This is a genomic window from Rhodopseudomonas sp. P1 (assembly GCF_039642825.1).
Classification (GTDB): domain Bacteria; phylum Pseudomonadota; class Alphaproteobacteria; order Rhizobiales; family Xanthobacteraceae; genus Rhodopseudomonas; species Rhodopseudomonas palustris_H.
The window spans coordinates 2,089,742-2,107,163 of sequence record NZ_CP088006.1 but is presented as its reverse complement, the minus strand read 5'-3'; the positions used below and the strand labels follow the sequence as shown (position 1 = coordinate 2,107,163).

The following is a 17,422-nucleotide window of genomic DNA, read 5'->3' as shown; positions in this document are numbered from 1 at the left end:
GCGACCCGTCCCCGGGACAGCGCCGTCGGCTGGGGGCGACGATTGCCGGCGACACTCTCCAATTTCTCAGCGCGGGCGATCAGCCCTTGGCGATCGGGATGGCGACGAAGCGCGAGGCGCCTCCGCTGCGGACCCGGACCAGCACGCTGTTCTTGTTCTCGGTCTTCGCGGTGGCGAGCACGTCGCGGACATCCGCCGGGCTCGACACGTTCTTGCCGGCGACCTCGAGGATCACGTCGCCTTCCTTGAACCCGCGATCGGCCGCGGCGCCCTTCGGGTCGACGTCGGTGACCACCACGCCGTCCTTGCCGGCACCGGCGACCGAGCTGGCCGGCGCCAGCGTCAGGCCGAGCTTGGGCAGGTCGAGGCCCTGGTTGGCGCCGCCGCGATCGCCGCGGTCGGTGTTGTTGCTGGCTTCGATCTTGTTCGGCAGTTCGCCGAGCGTCAGCGTCAGCTCACGCTCCTTGCCCTTGTGGAACACGGTGAGTTTCACCGAATGCCCCGGCGCGAACGCACCGATGGTCCGGGCGAGCTCGCGAGCGTCCTTCACCGAGGTGCCATCGACCGCGGTGATCACGTCGCCGGACTCGATGCCGGCCTTGGCGGCGGGGCCGTTCGACTGCGGCTCGGCGACCAGCGCGCCTTCCGCCTTCTTCAGGCCGAGGCTGTCGGCGATCTCCGGGGTCACCGGCTGCACCTGCACGCCGATCCAGCCGCGGCTCACCGTGCCGCGATCCTTGAGCTGCTCGACCACCGCCTTGACGGTGTTGGCCGGGATCGAGAACGCGATGCCGATGCTGCCGCCCGACGGAGAGTAGATCGCGGTGTTGACGCCGACCACCTCGCCCGCGGTGTTGAACGCCGGGCCACCGGAGTTGCCCTTGTTCACCGGCGCGTCGATCTGGATGAAATCGTCGTACGGACCGTTGCCGATGTCGCGGCCCATCGCCGAGACGATGCCGGCCGTGACGGTGCCGCCGAGGCCGAACGGATTGCCGACCGCCAGCACCCAGTCGCCGATCCGCGGCTTGCCTTCCGACAGCTTGGCGTACGGGAAGTTGGACGCGCCTTCGACCTTGATCAGCGCCAAGTCGGTGCGCGGATCGGTGCCGATCACCTTGGCCTTGTGAGTCTTGCCGTCGTCGGTGGTGACTTCGACCTTGTCGGCGCCTTCGACGACGTGATTGTTGGTCACCGCGTAGCCGTCGGCCGAGATGAAGAAGCCCGAGCCCTGGCCGGTGATCATGCCGCCGCCGCGATGGCCGCGCAGGCCGGGGGGCATCTCACCGCCGAACCGGCGGAAGAAGCGCTCCATCGGCGAGCCCGGCGGCAGCGAGAAGTCTTCGCGGTCTTCGTTCTTGGCCATCTTGTCGGCGATGTTGACCTTCACCGAGATCACCGACGGCTTCACCTTGTCGACGATGTCGGCGAAACCGACCGGCTGCTGCGACGGCTGGACGTTGGCGCCGACCTGCTGCGCATGCGCCGGGGTGGCGATCAGATCGAACGGACCATGGCCGAGCCCGACAGCGCCCGCGCCGAGACCGGCGACGACCGAGGCCATCAGCGCAAATTTGCGCGCCGACAGCAGCGACCTCGACAGCGGCCGGTGCGAAGACTGCGTGGACAGGACGGGACGACGATCGTGCATTGCGTGAGGCTCCGAAGACCAGTTGAAACGGAAGGTGCGGACTGATCAGCACCGTTGCTTCGGAAGATGGGGGCTGGAGCCTTACGGCGGTCTGGCGAGGGAATTAAACTTTTGTAATTTTGGCGGTATTCGGCCGCCGCGGGGCGCGACGGATGGTCGCTTACCCGCCCTGCCCCGGCCCGCAGAATTGTCGCCGTTCGTACATTCGTGTCGGGAATCCGATCCGCCTTTGGTCGCAGCCGACGACCGCCCAGGCGCTGCAACTAACTGAATTACTTAGTGATCACTGCTGGCCTGGTTCTTGCCAAGGCGCTGCCGGAGGGCGCCGGCAAGGCGTCGATCAACCCTGACGACAGGAGAGTGCGACGTGGCGAACATTACCTTCTCATCCCCGGTCATGGCGAAGGACGTCACCGTGTATGCGGTGGCGGGCGATCGCGGGACCATTCTGGCGGTTGCGAAATCGCACAACATTCCGATTCCATTCGATTGCCAGGACGGCGAATGCGGCTCCTGCCTGGTGCAGGTCGAGCACTTCAATCCGAAAGCGAAGTCGGCGGTGGCGCTGACCGAGAAGGAAAAGGAAGTGCTGCGCCAGCTCGGCAAGATCACCAAGGACGAGATCGCCAACGCCGAAGTCAACGACATCCCGCCGCGCTATCGCCTCGCCTGCCAGTGCTTCGTCCGCAACGAAGACATCCTGGTGCGGTTCGAGGGCGACAAGACCAAGCCGCAGCGCCTCGCCGTGACACCGGCCGCCGCGCACTACAAGGGCGGCATGGAGATCAACACGCCGCAGGAATTCTTCAGCTACGCCGCCAAGGTCGAGGAAGACGCCGCGCTGCACTACGACAGCCTCGCCAAGGCGATGGCGGATGCCGGCAACGCCCCGGTGGCGAAGCTGTTCGCGCAGCTTGCCGACTTCTCGCGGCTGCACCTAGCGGAAGTGAAGTCGCGCGCCGGCAGCGTCGACCTCAGCAAGAACGTGCCGCCGGACTACGCCTGGCCCGACCACGCGACGCCGGAACGCGCCGCGGTGTGGGCCTCCGACACCACCCTCACCCGGCTCGGCGCGCTGAAGGCGGCGCTGCAGGGCGAGCGCCGCGGCTACGAGTTTTATCGCGCGGTCGAAGCCACCACCAAGTCGCCCGAGGTCGCCGCGGCGGCCAAGGAATTCGTCAACGAAGAAGCCGAGCACGTCCGCATTCTCGAGGCCTGGATCACCCAGGAGGAATGGTCGCTCAAGCACGCCTCCAAGGCTGCGGAGAACGCCTGACGACAGCGACGGCCGTCGCCACTCCGGCGACGGCCGAACAAGGAGAGACGACGATGGAAACAGTCGAAGAGTTTCTGGCGCATTCGATCAAGCTCGAGCAGGAAGCCGCGCTGCGGTTCGGTCAGCTCGCGGACGCGATGGATAGTTGCGGCAACAAGGAAGTATCGAAGCTGTTCCGCCAGCTCGCGGACTACTCGCGGATGCATCAGGCCGACGCGCAGGCGCGCGCCGGCTTCCGCGACATCCCGCAGATGGAGCCCGGCGACTTCCAATGGCCGGGCCTGGAAAGCCCGGAAGCCGCCGCGATCTGGGGCACCGACCCGTTCATCGGCCGCGACCTCGCGCTGCAGATCGCGCTGGAAGCCGAGACCGGCGCGTTCGACTGGTACAAGAACGTGCTCGACACCACCGACAATCCCGAGATCAAGATGCTGGCGAAGGAATTCGTCGCCGAGGAAAGCGGTCACGTCGCCGAACTGCACCGCTGGATCGCGCTGCACAAAGCCGGCAAGCCGCTGCCGATGGAGATTACGCCGTTCTAAGCCGCGGCGGCTCCCAGCCCCGCCGACTGCCAGCCGATCGAACTGCGCGAGGCCGACGACGGCCTCGCCGCCATTTGCTGCGATCTGATCGCATGACACGGTGCAACGGTCGTGGCCAGCAGATCGCAATCGTCGGCATGCTCGCATCGATGATCCGCGACCGCGTTATCACCGTGCTGGAGCGATGGCTGGCCAATCCCGATCCTGCCACGATCTTCGATCTCGCCAATTACCACCGCCTGTCAGATCCGTTCCATGACGGAAGCGGTAACCGACACGGACTGAAAGCATTATCCGATCGTCTCTGCTCAAGATTACGAAGCCCGTTACGTAGAACAGCGTATTCGCCACCGACCGCTGCGGTTCCATAGACCTGACGTTCTAACGTTACATGGAGCCAAGTTATGGCAAGTACCGGAAGCGTAAGCGCGTGGGACGAAGCCCTGCTCGTTGCGATGATCCAATATCCCGTGCCGGTGGTCAGCGGGCCGGAGGATATTCAAACTCAGGTCAAGCAGATCTGCCGCGCGGTCGACACCACCAAAGCCGGCTACCCCGATCTCGATCTGATCGTGTTCCCCGAATATTCGACTCAGGGTCTCAACACCGCGATCTGGACCTATGACGAGATGCTGCTGACGGTGGATTCGCCGGAGATCGGCGCCTTCAAGGCGGCGTGCAAGCGCAACAAGGTCTGGGGCGTGTTCTCGCTGATGGAGCGCAACGACGATCCATCGCTGCCGCCGTTCAACACCGCGATCATCATCAACGCCGACGGCGAACTGGCGCTGCATTATCGCAAGCTGCAGCCGTGGGTGCCGATCGAGCCGTGGTCGCCGGGCAATTACGGCATGCCGGTGTGCGACGGCCCGAAGGGCGCCAAGCTGGCGGTCTGCATCTGCCACGACGGCATGTTCCCGGAGCTGGCGCGCGAGGCCGCCTACAAGGGCGCCAACGTCTACATCCGGATCTCCGGCTATTCCACCCAGGTCAACGATCAGTGGATCTGGACCAACCGGACCAACGCCTGGCAGAACCTGATGTACACCATGTCGGTCAACCTGGCCGGCTACGACGGCGTGTTCTATTACTTCGGGGAAGGTACGGTGTGCAATTACGACGGCAACGTCATCCAGCAGGGCCACCGCAATCCCTGGGAGATCGTCACCGCCGAGCTGTTCCCCCGCCTGGTCGACAAGGCGCGCGAGAACTGGGCGCTGGAGAACAACATCTTCAACCTCGGCTGCCGCGCCTATGTCGGCAAGCCCGGCGGCGAGAAGGCGAACTACCTGACCTGGGTACGTGATCTCGCCGAGGGCAACTACAAGCTTCCCTGGGACGACAAGATCAAGGTCCGTGACGGCTGGAAGTATTATCCGGACGGCGTCAAGCTCGGTCCGATGCCGAAAGCGATCGCGGCGGAGTAGCTCCCACCGATCTCGTCATCTCAAGGGAGACCCGGCCGCCACGGCGACCGGGTCCTTGAGTGAGGGGGCTTGAATGCCGGACCGCCCTCCAACACTTCGCCACTCTGCTGAAAGGTTAGCGCGCTTGATCCGCGCCCTCGGCCAGCAGCTTGTCCAGTCGCGCCTGCTCGTCGGCGCTGAGCGGCTTGGGGGCGTCAGTGGCGCGGGCGGCGTCGCGGCCGCGGCGGCGGATGTGCAGCCACAAGCCGAGGCCGCCGGCGACCAATACCAGCGGCGGCAGCAGCCACAGCAGCAGCGTGTGGGTCTCAAACCGCGGCTTCAGCAGCACGAACTCGCCGTAGCGCGACACCAGATAATCGATCACCTGCTTGTTGCTGTCGCCGGCCGCGATCCGCTCGCGCACCAGCAGCCGCAGATCCTTGGCGAGCGTCGCGTCGGAATCGTCGATCGACTGGTTCTGGCACACCATGCAGCGCAGCTCGCGCGACAACTCTCTCGCACGCGCTTCCTTCGCGGGATCGGCCATCACCTCGTCGGGCTGCACCGCATGCGCCAGCGGCGCGGCGTATGCCAATATCATCAGGGATAGGGAAAAGGTGCGCAGGAACCTCACATCAAACTCCACCGGTTCGGCCGCAAGGATCTACCAGAATTTCGAGCCTCGCGGCAATCGGACCAGGACTGGACATCAATATCGCATTGTGCGATATTGATGCATGCGTCCCATTGCGTTTACGCCAACAGCGACGCGCCAATGGCTGAAGCTTGCTCCGCAAGTTCGGCTACGGATACGCGCCAAACTCGACGTTTTCGCGGCTTCAGGCCAGGGCGATATCAAAAAGCTCAAGGGCCAAGCCGGCGCCCGACTTCGGGTCGGTGATTGGCGGGTGATCTTCTACGAGGACGACGAACAGATCGTAATCGCCGCAGTCGGTCACCGACGCGAGATCTACGATTGAGAGGGATCGATGAAAGTCAAATTCAAGTCGACGGCGGAAGGCGAAGTGGCGATCCTGCCGCGCGCGGAGTACGAACGCCTCAAGGAGATCGAGCGCGAAAGCCTCGAGGACTCCGGCACCGCGCGGTTGGTCGCCCAAGCGAAGCGCGACGTCGCCGATGGTGCACCGATGCTGCCAATCGAAGTCGTCGAGCGATTGGCTTCCGGCGAAAACCCGATCCGTGTGCTGCGTCAGTTCCGTGGGTTGACTCAGACTGAGCTCGCCACAGCCGAAGGTGTCGGGATCACTCAGAACTATCTGTCCGACCTCGAAACCGGCAAGCGCAAAGGGCCGTTCGAACTGCATCGCAAGATCGCAGCCAGCCTCGGCGTCCCGTTCGATCTGCTCTCGTCAATCGCAGTTTCGATGCAGGAGGCCGACCCGCAGCGCGTTGCGACACAGAGGAAGGCCGTCACGGAGACGCGGCGAAGCCGAGGTCACGAATAGCCTACTCGGCCGGCTGCAGCACGCGCGGCGCCTTGGCGGGCTTCGGCGCGCCGACCCGCAGGCGGCGATCGGACAGCGACAGCAGGCCGCCGAGCGCCATCAGGATCGGGCCGAACCAGATCAGCAGCACCATCGGCTTGTGATAGATCCGCACCGTCACTGCGCCCTGCTCGTTGATGTCGCCGAGCGAGACGTAGAGCTGGCTGAAGCCACGGGTCAGCAGCGCCGCCTCGGTGGTCGACGAGCCGCGGGTGATGAAGCTGCGCTTCGACGGCGCCATGCCGCCGATCAGCCGGCCGTTTTCGGTGACGGTGAACTGGGTCAGCAATTCGCGGTAGTTCGGGCCCGGGCGCTGGTTGGCGCCTTCGAACTTGAACTCGTAGCCGGCGAGCTTGGTGCTGTCGCCCGGCTTCATCGCCGCGATGTATTCGCTGTTCCAGGTGCTCTCGCAGACGATGCCGATCAGCGTCACGCCGAGCGCCGCATGCGCGAACATCGTGCCCCAGGCCGAGCGCGGCAGGCCGGACGCGCGGCGCAGCGAGATCGACAGCGGACCGCGGAACAGCGCGATGCGCTCGGCGATATCGACCAGCGCGCCGACGATCACGAACACGGCGAGCCCGATCGCCAGCGGCGCCAGCACCGCGCCACCATGGACCCAGGCGTACACGAAGGCGACCGCCAGCAGCGCCACCACGCCGGCGGCGATCAGCCGCTGCGCGGCGCCGATCAGATCGCCGCGCTTCCAGGCCAGCAGCGGACCAAATGGCACTGCGACCAGCAGCGGCACCATCAGCGGGCCGAAGGTGAGATTGAAGAACGGCGCGCCGACCGAGATCTTGTCGCCGGTCAGCACTTCCAGCGCCAGCGGATACAGCGTGCCGACGAACACGGTGGCGCAGGCGGTGGTGAGGAACAGATTGTTCAGCACCAGCGAGCCTTCGCGCGAGATCGGCGCGAACAGCCCGCCCTGCTTCAGCGACGAGGCGCGCCAGGCGAACAGCGTCAGGCTGCCGCCGATGAACACGCACAGGATGATCAGGATGAACACGCCGCGCGACGGATCGGTGGCGAAGGCGTGCACCGAGGTGAGCACGCCGGAGCGGACCAGGAAGGTGCCGAGCAGCGACAGCGAGAAGGTCAGGATCGACAGCAGGATGGTCCAGACCTTCAGCGCGTTGCGCTTCTCCATCACCAGCGCCGAATGCAGCAGCGCGGTGCCGGCGAGCCACGGCATCAGCGAGGCGTTTTCGACCGGGTCCCAGAACCACCAGCCGCCCCAGCCGAGTTCGTAGTAGGCCCAATACGAGCCCATCGCGATGCCGAGGGTCAGGAAGATCCAGGCGATCAGCGTCCACGGCCGCACCCAGCGCGCCCAGGCGGCGTCGAGCCGGCCTTCCATCAGCGCCGCGGCGGCGAACGAGAACGAGATCGAGAACCCGACATAGCCGAGGTACAGCATCGGCGGATGCACTGCGAGGCCGATATCCTGCAGCACCGGATTGAGGTCGCGGCCTTCGGCCGGCGCATTGGCGATCCGCGCGAACGGGTTCGAGGTAATCAGGATGAACAGATAGAACGCGGTTGCGACCCAGCCCTGCACCGCCAGTACGTGGGCGCGGAGCGACAGCGGCAGGTTGTTGCCGAACGCAGCGACCAGGCCGCCGAACAGCGCCAGGATCGCCACCCACAGCAGCATCGAGCCTTCGTGGTTCCCCCACACGCCGGTGATCTTGTAGAGCAGCGGCTTCATCGAGTGGGAGTTCTCGTAGACGTTCACCACCGAGAAGTCGGAGGTGACGTGCAGCCACACCAGCGCTGTGAACGACAGGCCGGCGAACAACAGCTGCACCAGCGCGGTCGAGCGCGCCACGTTCATCAGCGCGCCGTCATTGAGCCGGGCGCCGAGCAGCGGAACGGTGGACTGAATCAGCGCCAGGGCCAGCGCCAGAACCAGTGCGTAGTGCCCGGCCTCGGCGATCATTTGCCGCCCTCCGCCGCATTCGCCGAGGTCTGGCCGGCGGTGGTCTCACCGGGCGACTTCTTGCCGTAGTCGTCCTTCCAGTGGCCGTCCTTCTTCAAGGCGTCGGCGACTTCCTTCGGCATGTACTTCTCGTCGTGCTTGGCGAGCACGGTGTCGGCTTCGAACACGCCGGCCTTGTCGAGCGAGCCTTCGGCGATCACGCCCTGCCCTTCGCGGAACAGGTCCGGCAGGATTCCCTTGTAGGCGACCGGCAGGGTGGCACTGCCGTCGGTGACCTTGAACGACACCTTCAGTTGCTCGCCACGCTGCAGCGAGCCGGGCTCGACCACGCCGCCGAGCCGGAACCGTCGGCCGGCCTCGATATGCTGTTCGGCGACCATCTTCGGCGTCGAGAAGAACACGATCGAGTCGCGCAGCGCATTGAGCACCAGGCCCACCGCAATCACGAGCACCACGCCCGCGCCCCCGATCATCAACAACCGCCGCTGTTTACGCGTCATGGTTCGTTCGCCTCGGCGTCCTCTACCGGATGTTCACAAGCGACGCTTCGCGGCGTCGCTCGAGGTGTTTGTCTGACGAAGATGTCGAAACCACATCGTTCGTGCTGCAATCGTCAGCCGTCGAGCCCGAGGCCCTTGAGGCCGTCGTTGAGCTGCTTCAGCCGGTCGGGCTTGTCGGCGACCGCCTGGCGCGCTTCGGTCTGCGCGCTCTTGGCCTTGTCGGTGTCGCCGAGCACCATATAGGCGCGCACCAGCCGCAGCCAGCCGTCGACATCGTCGCTGTTCTGCTTCAGCCGCGCTGCGAGCTTGGCGACCATGCCCTGGATCATCGCGGCGCGCTCGGCTTCGCTCATGTTCTGCACGGCAGCGGCCGCGCCTTCCGGCAGTGCCGGCTGCTTGGCGGTGCCGTCGACGCGGGCGAGCTCGGTCTGCAGCATCGGCCGCCACGGCGCGTCGGCCGGCCCCTTCTCCAGCATCGCGCGCCAGATCGTCGCGGCGTCCTTCGGGCGGCCATCCTGCTCGGCCGCAAGGCCGAGGAAGTAGCGCGCCTTGGCTTCATCCGGATTGAGCGCGACCGCACGTTCGAACTCGGTCTTGGCATCGGCAGTGACAACGCCGCCCGCCGCCGAGGTCAGCACCTCGCCGAGATCGGCGCGGCGGTCGGCGGTCTCGCCGGCGTAAGTAATCGAATTGCGATAGGCGCGCGCCGCATCGTCGAACCGGCCGGTCTTGGCCAGCACCGGTGCCAGCACGGTCCAGCCGCGGCCATCGGTCGGGTTCTTTTCCAGATGCGCCTCGACCTGCGCCACCAGATTGTCGAGCGGCTGCGAACTCGGCGGCGCCTTGGCACGCGCGGCCAGCGGTTCGTCCGGCAGCATCGGCGAGCCGAGCGGCAAATACACCGCGATCGCGAGCACCGGCAGTCCGATCAGCGCCACCACCGCGACCATGCGGCGCAGGCCGCGGCGGGTGGTGGTCGGCGTCGAGCGTTCGGCCTCGGCGCTGGCGAGCAGCCGGCGGCCGATCTCGACCTTGGCGGCGGAGGCTTCGGACGGGCCGATCAGCCCGATCGCGGCGTCGCGGTCGACCTCGGCAAGCTGGTCCTTGTAGACCGCCGCCTCGCTGCCATCGCGCTGCGCCTTGACGCTACGCCCGAGCGGCCACAGCACGGCGAACACCGCCACGGCCGTCATCATCGCGAACACAAACCAAAGCGCCATTCGAGCGAGGTTCCGGGTGAAGACTATGGAGCCGCGGCACCGGCCCGGCAGGTCGAAAATCCGGGCGGGTTACACCATGGTCGGACGATAGCCGCAATTGACATTTGCGGCACCGGATAAGGCGCCGCAGGGGACGAAACTTGATTTGAATCAAAGGGGAGTTCAGCCCGCCCGCGCCGCCGGCTTGCGTTCCACTACAACCATGGCGTTTTCGACCGCGCGACTCATCAGCGAGGCATAGTCGTGGCTGAACAGCAATTCGCAGAACCGGACCGCGGCCTGCGCCTGCTGATGCCGGAACGGCTTCACCCGCGCATCGGATCCGCGCAGCGACTGCACCAGCGCGTCGGTGGATTTCTCGACATATTGCTGCAGCTCGGAATAGGTCCGCTGCGTCACTTCGTTGATCGCCAGTTCGCTGGCATAGGTGCGGCACACCGCGACGAAATCGATCAGCGCGGCAGTCTCGTCGACCTCGAGCTGGTCGAGCCTGGCGCCGCTGGCGATGTCCTTGTCGGGACGCTGGCGCAGCAGCCGGCGCACCCTGCCCGGCACGCTCTCGATCTCCGACTTCACCGCGTTTGAGATGTCGACCCGGATCGCGGCAAGCTGCTTGCCCCACGACGAGTCGCTGCGGATGTCGAGCTCGGTGCGCAGACCGCGAATGCCGTCGTGAATCACTTTGAGATTCTCGGCGACGTTGCCGTAGTGGCCGCGGCGGATTTCCTCGCGCAGATCGGCGGTGAGCCGCGCCAGATCCTGAATCGCCATGGTGACGGCGACGCCGTAAGGCGTGGCGGCGACTTTGATCTCGTCGTCGGAGCCCGCGACCTTGATGGCCAACCGGACGATCTGCCACGGCTGGTTGAGGTGGTTGAGGATCAGCGTCAGCGCGAACGGCAGCAGGATCGGCGTCTGCAGTGCCGGCACGTTGAGCGCCGCGATCATCGAATTGACCTGGCTCTCGCCGAACACCCGCAGGTTGCTGGAGAGCTTGCCGTTGAAGGTGTCGATGGCGTCGCGGTTCTTCAGCACCGCACCGATCGGCGCCAGATCTTCGACCGCCGACGGCGGGCCGACACGTGACATCGTGCGCTGGCGGTCGACGCCCGCCTCGGGGTTGATCAGCTTGTCGATCGCAGCGGCGGCGGCCTGCTGCAGCTTGCGGACCAGTTGCTCGACCTGCGACGCCGGCGCGCCGCGCAGGCCGATCAGCCCGGCTTCGAATTCGCGGATCTGATCCGGAATGCCCTCGCGCTCCAGCCACTGCCAGACCGAGGTCAGCGACGAGCGCCGGAGCTGGCCGGGCCGCGGCGTTTCCTTGGGATCGATCAGGAACGGTTCCAGCACCCGGAACATCAGCCGGGCCGGATCCTCGGAGCGAGGCTTGTTGTCGTCCTCGGAGCCGCGAACGATCTTGCGCAACTCCTCCAGCACGAAGCTGGCGACCGCGACATCCTCGCCCCGTTCGAGCGCGCGCTCGAATTCCCGCATCAGCAGCGCTTGGGACTGCGGCGGGAGCTGGGAGAGATAATCTCTCAGCCGTTCGGTGGGTGTCTGGCTCATGCGCCCAATGGTTTGCAGGCTGTCGGCACGCGTGGAATTGCGCACCGCTCGCACGGTGCCGTTCACGCCACGGCGCTACCCTCCAGAGATAGCCACGGCGATGTTAAGAAGGGGTTGAGGTGACCGCGTCGAACGCTGGATTCACACTCTTCTGACACTGCCGCTCATGCAGATAAGGTGCTGGAAATTTTCGTTTTCCAGCACGTCAACCGGCGGACGCAGGGGCTAGCTTTGCGCGGTCCAGGGCGCGCCGTCATTGGCGCGGCAGGCGGTGCCGCGGGAAATCTCGATCTGCTGGCCGATCGTCACTGCGTGCGAATAGCCGCGGCAGGTCGAGCCCTGCTTCATATAGACCGGACCGGGCACGATGTTGCCATAGCGGCCTGAGGACGCGTTCTTCCAAGCCACCGGCGCGCCGGATTCGCCGCGATCGAGCGCCTCCAGCTCGGCCGCATAGGCCAGCCGGCGGTCTTCGGCATTGAGCAGCGCGCCGATCTTCGGCCCGATCAGGCCGCCCATCGCGGCGGCATCGACCGCGGCGCTGCCGTCATTGCGGCCGAAATCCGAGGTCGCGGTGCTGGTGAAGGAATCCACCCGGGCCACCAGCCCGGACGTGCGATCGCACCCGGCCAGCGCTAGCGCGCCGGCGAGCAGCAACAGCGGCTTCACCCCCCAAGACGTCATGGTCATCCCCAACGGCTCCCCGAAGGCCAACAGCCTACATCCATAACCGTTAAGGAAAACAAGATGCAAATTCTGGCGCCCCTGTGGCAATCGCGGGGCTCGTTATGCCGCAGGCAGGGTCAGCTCAGCGCGCAGGCCGCCGATCGGGGCGTTGTCGAGCTTCAGCTCGCCGCCGTAAAGCGCTGCAAGATCAACGACAATTGCCAGGCCAAGACCGGAGCCGGGCTTGCTCTCATCAAGCCGTTTGCCGCGGCGGGCGACCAGCGCGCGCTGCTCGGCCGATAGCCCGATACCGTCGTCATCGACCACGATCCGCAGTTTGGGCGGACCGCCGGGCTCGTCGCTCTTCTCGCCGGTGACCGCGATGAACACCCGTCCCGCCGCCCATTTGCAGGCGTTGTCGACCAGGTTGCCGACCATCTCCTCGAGGTCCTGGCGCTCGCCGCGGAACTTGAGGCCGGCGGCGACCTCGGCGCGGACCTGGATGGCGCGGTCGCGGTGGATCTTTTCCATGGTCCGGCGGAGCGCCCCGATCACCGGCTCGACCTCGGTGATGGTGCCGACCACGGTGAGCCGGGCTGCGATCCGGGCCCGCTCCAGATGGTGGGTGACCTGGCTGCGCATCAGCTCGGCCTGCTCCATCACCTTCGCGGCCAGCGGGTCGCCCGGCCGGGCGCCCGCTTCGTTGACCAGCACCGACAGCGGCGTCTTGATCGCGTGCGCCAAGTTGCCGACATGGGTGCGGGCGCGCTCGACGATCTCACGATTGGCCTCGATCAGCGCATTGGTCTCGCGCGCCAGGGTGGCGATTTCGACCGGGAACTGGCCCTCCAGCCGCTCGGCGCGGCCGGACCGGACGTCGGCGATCGACTCCGAGATCCGCTTCAGCGGCGCGAGGCCGAACCTCACCTGGAAGATCGTGGTCAGCACCAGGCCGATCGACAGCGCCACAAAGGTGCCGGCAAGGTAGTAATCGAAAGTCCGGGTCTCTTCGAAGATCTCGGTGGCGTCGCCGGCGACGGTGACGACGAACTTGCCGTCGAGACCGAGATCGACCGGCCGCTCGACCATGCGCAGGGTCTGGCCTTCCGGGCCGTCGACATAGCCGTGCCGTACGCCGGACGGACCGAGCTCGATGCCCTGATCTTCCAGCCGGGGCAGCTTGCGGTCCCACAGCGACCGCGAGGCGCGGGTTTCCGGCTTCTCGCCGTCGGTGCGGACCACCTGCCAGTACCAGCCGGACAGCGGCAGATCGAACAGCGGCTCGCCGATCGACTGGAACGCCTCCTGGGTGGTGTCGGGGGTGGCGACCTCGGCGATGATGGTGCGGAGATAAAGGTTGAGCCGGCGATCGAACGCGCGCTCCGAGGCGCCGCGATACACCGACGACAGCGCGATGCCGGTGATCGCCAGGATCACCACCACCCACGCGGTCGCCGACAGGAACAGCCGGGTGGCGAGCGAACTGCCGCGGCGGGAGGGTTTGGCGGTCACCGCGTCGCCGGCGCGCTAATGCGCGTCCGCGGCCGGCGGCGACAGCAGATAGCCGAGCCCGCGCACGGTCTGGATGATGTCGACGCCGAGCTTCTTGCGGATGCGGCCGACGAACACTTCGATGGTGTTGCTGTCGCGGTCGAAATCCTGATCGTACAGATGCTCGACCAGTTCGGTGCGCGACACCACGCGGCCGGAGTGGTGCATCAGATAGGCGAGCAGCCGATATTCGTGGCTGGTCAGCTTCACCGGATTGCCGCTGACGCTGACCCGGCCGGTGCGGGTGTCGAGCACCACCGGGCCGCAGGTCAGCTCGGATTGGGCGTGGCCGGCGCTCCGCCGCAGCAACGCGCGGATCCGCGCCAGCACCTCCTCGAGGTGGAACGGCTTGGCGACGTAATCGTCGGCGCCGGCGTCGAAGCCCTGCACCTTGTCGCTCCAGCGGTCGCGCGCAGTGAGGATCAGCACCGGCATCGCGCGGCTGTTGCGCCGCCACGCTTCCAGCACCGAGATGCCATCCATCTTCGGCAGGCCGATATCCAGCACGACGGCGTCGTACGGTTCGGTGTCGCCGAGGAAATGCCCCTCCTCGCCATCGAAGGCCCGGTCGACCACGTAACCGGCATCGGTCAGCGCGGTGGTGAGCTGGCGGTTGAGATCGGGGTCATCTTCGACGACGAGCAGACGCACCTTCAACTCCGGTCGTTTGATGCACTGGCAGGCGAAGCGCTGACAGCATGACGGATGTGAAGATGAGCGGCGGCGGGGTGAATGCGCGGTGAACGACGGCGCGGCGCCGGATTACTTTTTCTTCACGACCGCTTTGACCAGCCTGTCGATCATGCCCGGGCTGTCCTGCCCGGTGGCGGCACAGACCTTTTCACGGGTCCGACCGCTGACATAGACGCCTAGCACGCCGAATCGGAAACCCCAATAGGCGACCAGGAGCGCGGTGGCACCGATCAGCGCGTTGATGGTGGCGACGTCGCCGGTCCAGAATTCGTGCACCAGCACAGCCCACAGCGCGGCGCATTCGGCGGTCAGCTCGAAGGCGTACACCGGCCGCCACCAGCGCTGCACCGGGTCGCTGGCGGCGAGCTCGGCCCGGATCGTCGCCTGGGTCTCGGCGATCGCGGTGCGCTGGGCTTCCGCCTCGGCGCGGACCGCCTCGCACCACCTGGCCTCGGCCTCCGCGATCCGCTCCGGCGCGGCCGCCGGCAGCGACGCCTGCACCACCTCCGGGGTCGGCACCGACGCGCCGAGCGCATCGGACAGGATCTTGCCGGCCGCTCCGCCGAGCGGTCCGCCGAGTGCGGTGCCCAGCATCGGCGCGCCGAGCGCAATCACCTGTTTGGCGAGATCGGCCCAATCCATGGTCAGCTCCTCCGGAAGGCCGCGCGCAGCACGGCGACGAATTGGCTCCACCGCGACCGCGGCGGTTGTGTTTGCGATTGAGGCGGCACTTCGGTGCGCGGCGGCGACGGCTGCGGCGATGCGATCACCATCGGCGCTTCGGTCAGCGCCGCTTTCCAGTTCGCCAGCCACGCCTTGCGTTCGGCGAGCCCGATGGTGCCGCCGTTGAGCCGGCGGGTGACGCCGACGATGTCATCGGCCTGCGCGAACGGCAGACAGCCGCAGGCGACGAAGTCAGCGACGCCGCACAGCAGGAAGTAGCGCGGATCGATTAGCAGCTCGGGATTATTGACCAAGTCGAGGCCGGTGAGCGCGGCGAGCCTCGCGTAGCCCTCGCGCCCGGTGGTCTGCGCCGCGCCGCGGCCGCGATAGCTCCAGCCGTCGTCGGAGCCGGCGCGATTGCCCATCCGGCCGTTATAGACCTTGTTGGCGAGCGCCCGCGGATCGTGGGCATAAGGCGCAGCGCTTGCCAGCGTCGGAAACCGCGACGGCCATACCTGCATCATCCGCGCCGCGGTGTAGTCGAGATTTTCGACGACCTCCTGCCCGGCCCCGCATTCGTGGCTGAGCTGCGCCATCACATGCGCCACAAGTCCGGGGGTGGTGATGCCAAAGCGTACAAACACGCTCTCCGACGCCGCCGCGGTGCCGGCAATCAGTCCCGCCACGCGCCGATCGCCCCGCGGCCACAATCGCCGCAGCAAGGATTCGTCGATTTTCATGGGATTGCCTCTCAGGCGGAGCGTCATTGCGAGGAGCGCAGCGACGAAGCAATCCAGCTTCAGTGCTCGGCGCTCTGGATTGCTTCGCTTCGCTCGCAATGACGATGTTGAATGACTTGATAGTTACCCAATCGCGCCGCGCGAGCCGAGCAGCGCCGCCGGCTCGGCGTACATCTGGAACAGCGCGACGTTGACCGAAGCGGCGGTGCTGCCGTTGTTCATCCACAGATGCGGAGTGAGGAATTGCGTGGCGACCGGCAGATCGCTGGTGACGACGCCGGTCGTGACATCGCCGGAGTTCAGCCGCTCGACGCGGTAGCGGATCTCGCCGCCGTTTGGCTCGGCCGACAGTAACAACTCATACAGATCCTGCCCGCCGGTGGTCGGGAAGCCGGCGCCGAGACTGGTCTTGGTCGCCACACCGCTGCCGTCGTTGCTAAGCAGCGACAGCGTGGTATCGCCGGACTCGAAACCGACGCCGATCAGGTTGAGCAGCGTGCTCGGAGCGACGTTGCCGATCGGACTCGCCGAGCCATACAGCCCGGCGAACAGCCGGCAACTGGTCTGAAACCATTCGATGCCGAACCGCATCAGCAGATAGAAGCCACCGAGGCTCGCGGCATTGCCGCGCCACAGCGTCAGCGCCGAACCGCTCACCCCGGCCGATGCGCCGCTGGTCGCGGCGGAGACGAGATCGAGCCGCGGCGACGACAGGAACAGATTGCCGGCCGACGGGCTGACCGCGGTCGCGGTGCCGGTGAGCGTAGCGCCGAGGCCGACCATATCGAGCGTCGTACTCCCCGGCCGCGGCGACCATTGCAGCGGCTGCCGGCGCCGCGCGTCCTTCAGATCGAGCCGGCCGTGCAGCGCCGACCATCCGCGCAGGCTCGCGTAGTAATTCGCCGCATCCGGCGTCAGCTTGACGACGAAATCGTCGCTGCCGAGCAGGCCGAGCAGCGCCCGCGAGCTCCAATTGTCCTGCAGGATCAGCCCGGCGTCTTTCGCGGCGGCGCTCTTGTTGATGGTCACGCGCATATGGCCGCTGCCGGGCGTGACGTCGTCATTCGACAGCAGCACGTTGTCGGACTTCACCGACAGGCGACGGCTGGAATCCGCCGTGGTGTTGACGCCGAACAGCGGCAGGTTCTGAAACGCCGCCAGCGCGTTGACCCACGCCGCGCCGCTCCAGGCGAGCAACGTTTGCGTCGACAGATCATAGGCGAGCCAACCCGGGTTCGGTGCGAAGAACCGCCAGTCGCTATCGTAGTAAGCGGCGACCTGCCCGCTCTTTCCGGCCCAGACGCCGCTGGCGCCGGCCGCGACGATCCAGCGCTGACCTTCGCTTGGCGACGACGGCGGCGTACTCAGCGCCGACGACAGCACCGCGAGTTGCACAAGACCGTCGAGGCTGAACAGCGCCTCGTTGTGGGTGACGTGCTTCTGCGCCTGGCTCGCCTCGATCAGAGGCAGGCCGAGATTGGCAGTGGTCATGATCAGT

At 66.5% G+C, this 17,422-nt stretch carries 17 protein-coding genes; 5 read left to right on the top strand and 12 right to left on the bottom strand.

The features are described 5' to 3' along the window. Nucleotides 1-79 precede the first annotated feature (79 nt). Nucleotides 80-1,651: a Do family serine endopeptidase gene (locus LRC39_RS09790; protein ID WP_164634671.1), complete on the bottom strand. Its 1,572-nt coding sequence runs from the start codon at nt 1,649-1,651 to the stop codon at nt 80-82. A 367-nt stretch (nt 1,652-2,018) separates the two neighbouring features. Between LRC39_RS09790 and LRC39_RS09785 the strand changes: the two genes are divergently transcribed. The 3 genes from LRC39_RS09785 to LRC39_RS09775 all read left to right on the top strand — a co-directional run bounded on the left by LRC39_RS09785 (nt 2,019) and on the right by LRC39_RS09775 (nt 4,896). Next, nucleotides 2,019-2,927, top strand: coding sequence for a ferritin family protein (locus LRC39_RS09785; protein WP_107355122.1), 909 nt, complete (start codon nt 2,019-2,021; stop codon nt 2,925-2,927). Between the two features lie 53 nt (nt 2,928-2,980). Beyond that, nucleotides 2,981-3,469, top strand: coding sequence for a ferritin-like domain-containing protein (locus LRC39_RS09780; RefSeq protein WP_107355121.1), 489 nt, complete (start codon nt 2,981-2,983; stop codon nt 3,467-3,469). A 404-nt stretch (nt 3,470-3,873) separates the two neighbouring features. Beyond that, complete coding sequence (locus LRC39_RS09775; protein WP_164634673.1) at nt 3,874-4,896, top strand: formamidase; 1,023 nt, start codon at nt 3,874-3,876, stop codon at nt 4,894-4,896. Between the two features lie 115 nt (nt 4,897-5,011). Here the strand turns inward: LRC39_RS09775 and LRC39_RS09770 are convergent, their stop codons facing one another. After that, the gene (locus tag LRC39_RS09770) at nt 5,012-5,476 is read right to left on the bottom strand and encodes a cytochrome c-type biogenesis protein (RefSeq protein WP_346297116.1); all 465 of its coding nucleotides are present in this window, start codon (nt 5,474-5,476) and stop codon (nt 5,012-5,014) included. A gap of 136 nt (nt 5,477-5,612) precedes the next feature. Here LRC39_RS09770 and LRC39_RS09765 point away from each other — a divergent pair, with 136 nt between their 5' ends. Next, nucleotides 5,613-5,855 (top strand): type II toxin-antitoxin system RelE family toxin, encoded by a 243-nt coding sequence (locus LRC39_RS09765; protein ID WP_107343890.1) that lies wholly within the window; start codon nt 5,613-5,615, stop codon nt 5,853-5,855. Nucleotides 5,856-5,864: 9 nt separating this feature from the next. Beyond that, a complete protein-coding gene (locus LRC39_RS09760) occupies nt 5,865-6,341 on the top strand; it encodes a helix-turn-helix transcriptional regulator (protein ID WP_346297115.1) in 477 nt (158 codons plus the stop codon). Between the two features lies 1 nt (nt 6,342). On the opposite strand, the gene LRC39_RS09755 is transcribed toward LRC39_RS09760, so the two are convergent. The 10 genes from LRC39_RS09755 to LRC39_RS09710 all read right to left on the bottom strand — a co-directional run bounded on the left by LRC39_RS09755 (nt 6,343) and on the right by LRC39_RS09710 (nt 17,415). Next, on the bottom strand, nt 6,343-8,325 hold the full coding sequence (locus LRC39_RS09755; RefSeq protein ID WP_346297114.1) for a heme lyase CcmF/NrfE family subunit: 1,983 nt from the start codon (nt 8,323-8,325) through the stop codon (nt 6,343-6,345). Further along, a complete protein-coding gene (gene ccmE / locus LRC39_RS09750) occupies nt 8,322-8,825 on the bottom strand; it encodes a cytochrome c maturation protein CcmE (RefSeq protein WP_346297113.1) in 504 nt (167 codons plus the stop codon). Before ccmE ends, LRC39_RS09755 begins: the two co-directional genes overlap by 4 nt. 113 nt (nt 8,826-8,938) lie before the next feature. Then, nucleotides 8,939-10,045 (bottom strand): c-type cytochrome biogenesis protein CcmI, encoded by a 1,107-nt coding sequence (gene ccmI / locus LRC39_RS09745; protein ID WP_107355115.1) that lies wholly within the window; start codon nt 10,043-10,045, stop codon nt 8,939-8,941. Between the two features lie 162 nt (nt 10,046-10,207). After that, nucleotides 10,208-11,611, bottom strand: coding sequence for a hypothetical protein (locus LRC39_RS09740; RefSeq protein WP_346297112.1), 1,404 nt, complete (start codon nt 11,609-11,611; stop codon nt 10,208-10,210). 225 nt (nt 11,612-11,836) lie between these two features. Next, the gene (locus LRC39_RS09735; protein ID WP_107343885.1) at nt 11,837-12,301 is read right to left on the bottom strand and encodes an RT0821/Lpp0805 family surface protein; all 465 of its coding nucleotides are present in this window, start codon (nt 12,299-12,301) and stop codon (nt 11,837-11,839) included. A gap of 96 nt (nt 12,302-12,397) precedes the next feature. Continuing rightward, nucleotides 12,398-13,789 (bottom strand): ATP-binding protein, encoded by a 1,392-nt coding sequence (locus LRC39_RS09730; protein ID WP_346297111.1) that lies wholly within the window; start codon nt 13,787-13,789, stop codon nt 12,398-12,400. 15 nt (nt 13,790-13,804) lie between these two features. Next, entirely contained in the window at nt 13,805-14,479 is a 675-nt protein-coding gene (locus LRC39_RS09725; RefSeq protein WP_011157420.1) for a response regulator transcription factor, read from the bottom strand. A 111-nt stretch (nt 14,480-14,590) separates the two neighbouring features. Beyond that, nucleotides 14,591-15,163, bottom strand: a complete 573-nt coding sequence (locus LRC39_RS09720) for a 3TM-type holin (RefSeq protein ID WP_164634687.1) — start codon at nt 15,161-15,163, stop codon at nt 14,591-14,593. Nucleotides 15,164-15,165: 2 nt separating this feature from the next. Beyond that, a complete protein-coding gene (locus LRC39_RS09715) occupies nt 15,166-15,924 on the bottom strand; it encodes a glycoside hydrolase family 19 protein (RefSeq protein ID WP_346297110.1) in 759 nt (252 codons plus the stop codon). 123 nt (nt 15,925-16,047) lie between these two features. Further along, a complete protein-coding gene (locus LRC39_RS09710; protein ID WP_346297109.1) occupies nt 16,048-17,415 on the bottom strand; it encodes a DUF2793 domain-containing protein in 1,368 nt (455 codons plus the stop codon). Between the last annotated feature and the right edge of the window lie 7 nt (nt 17,416-17,422).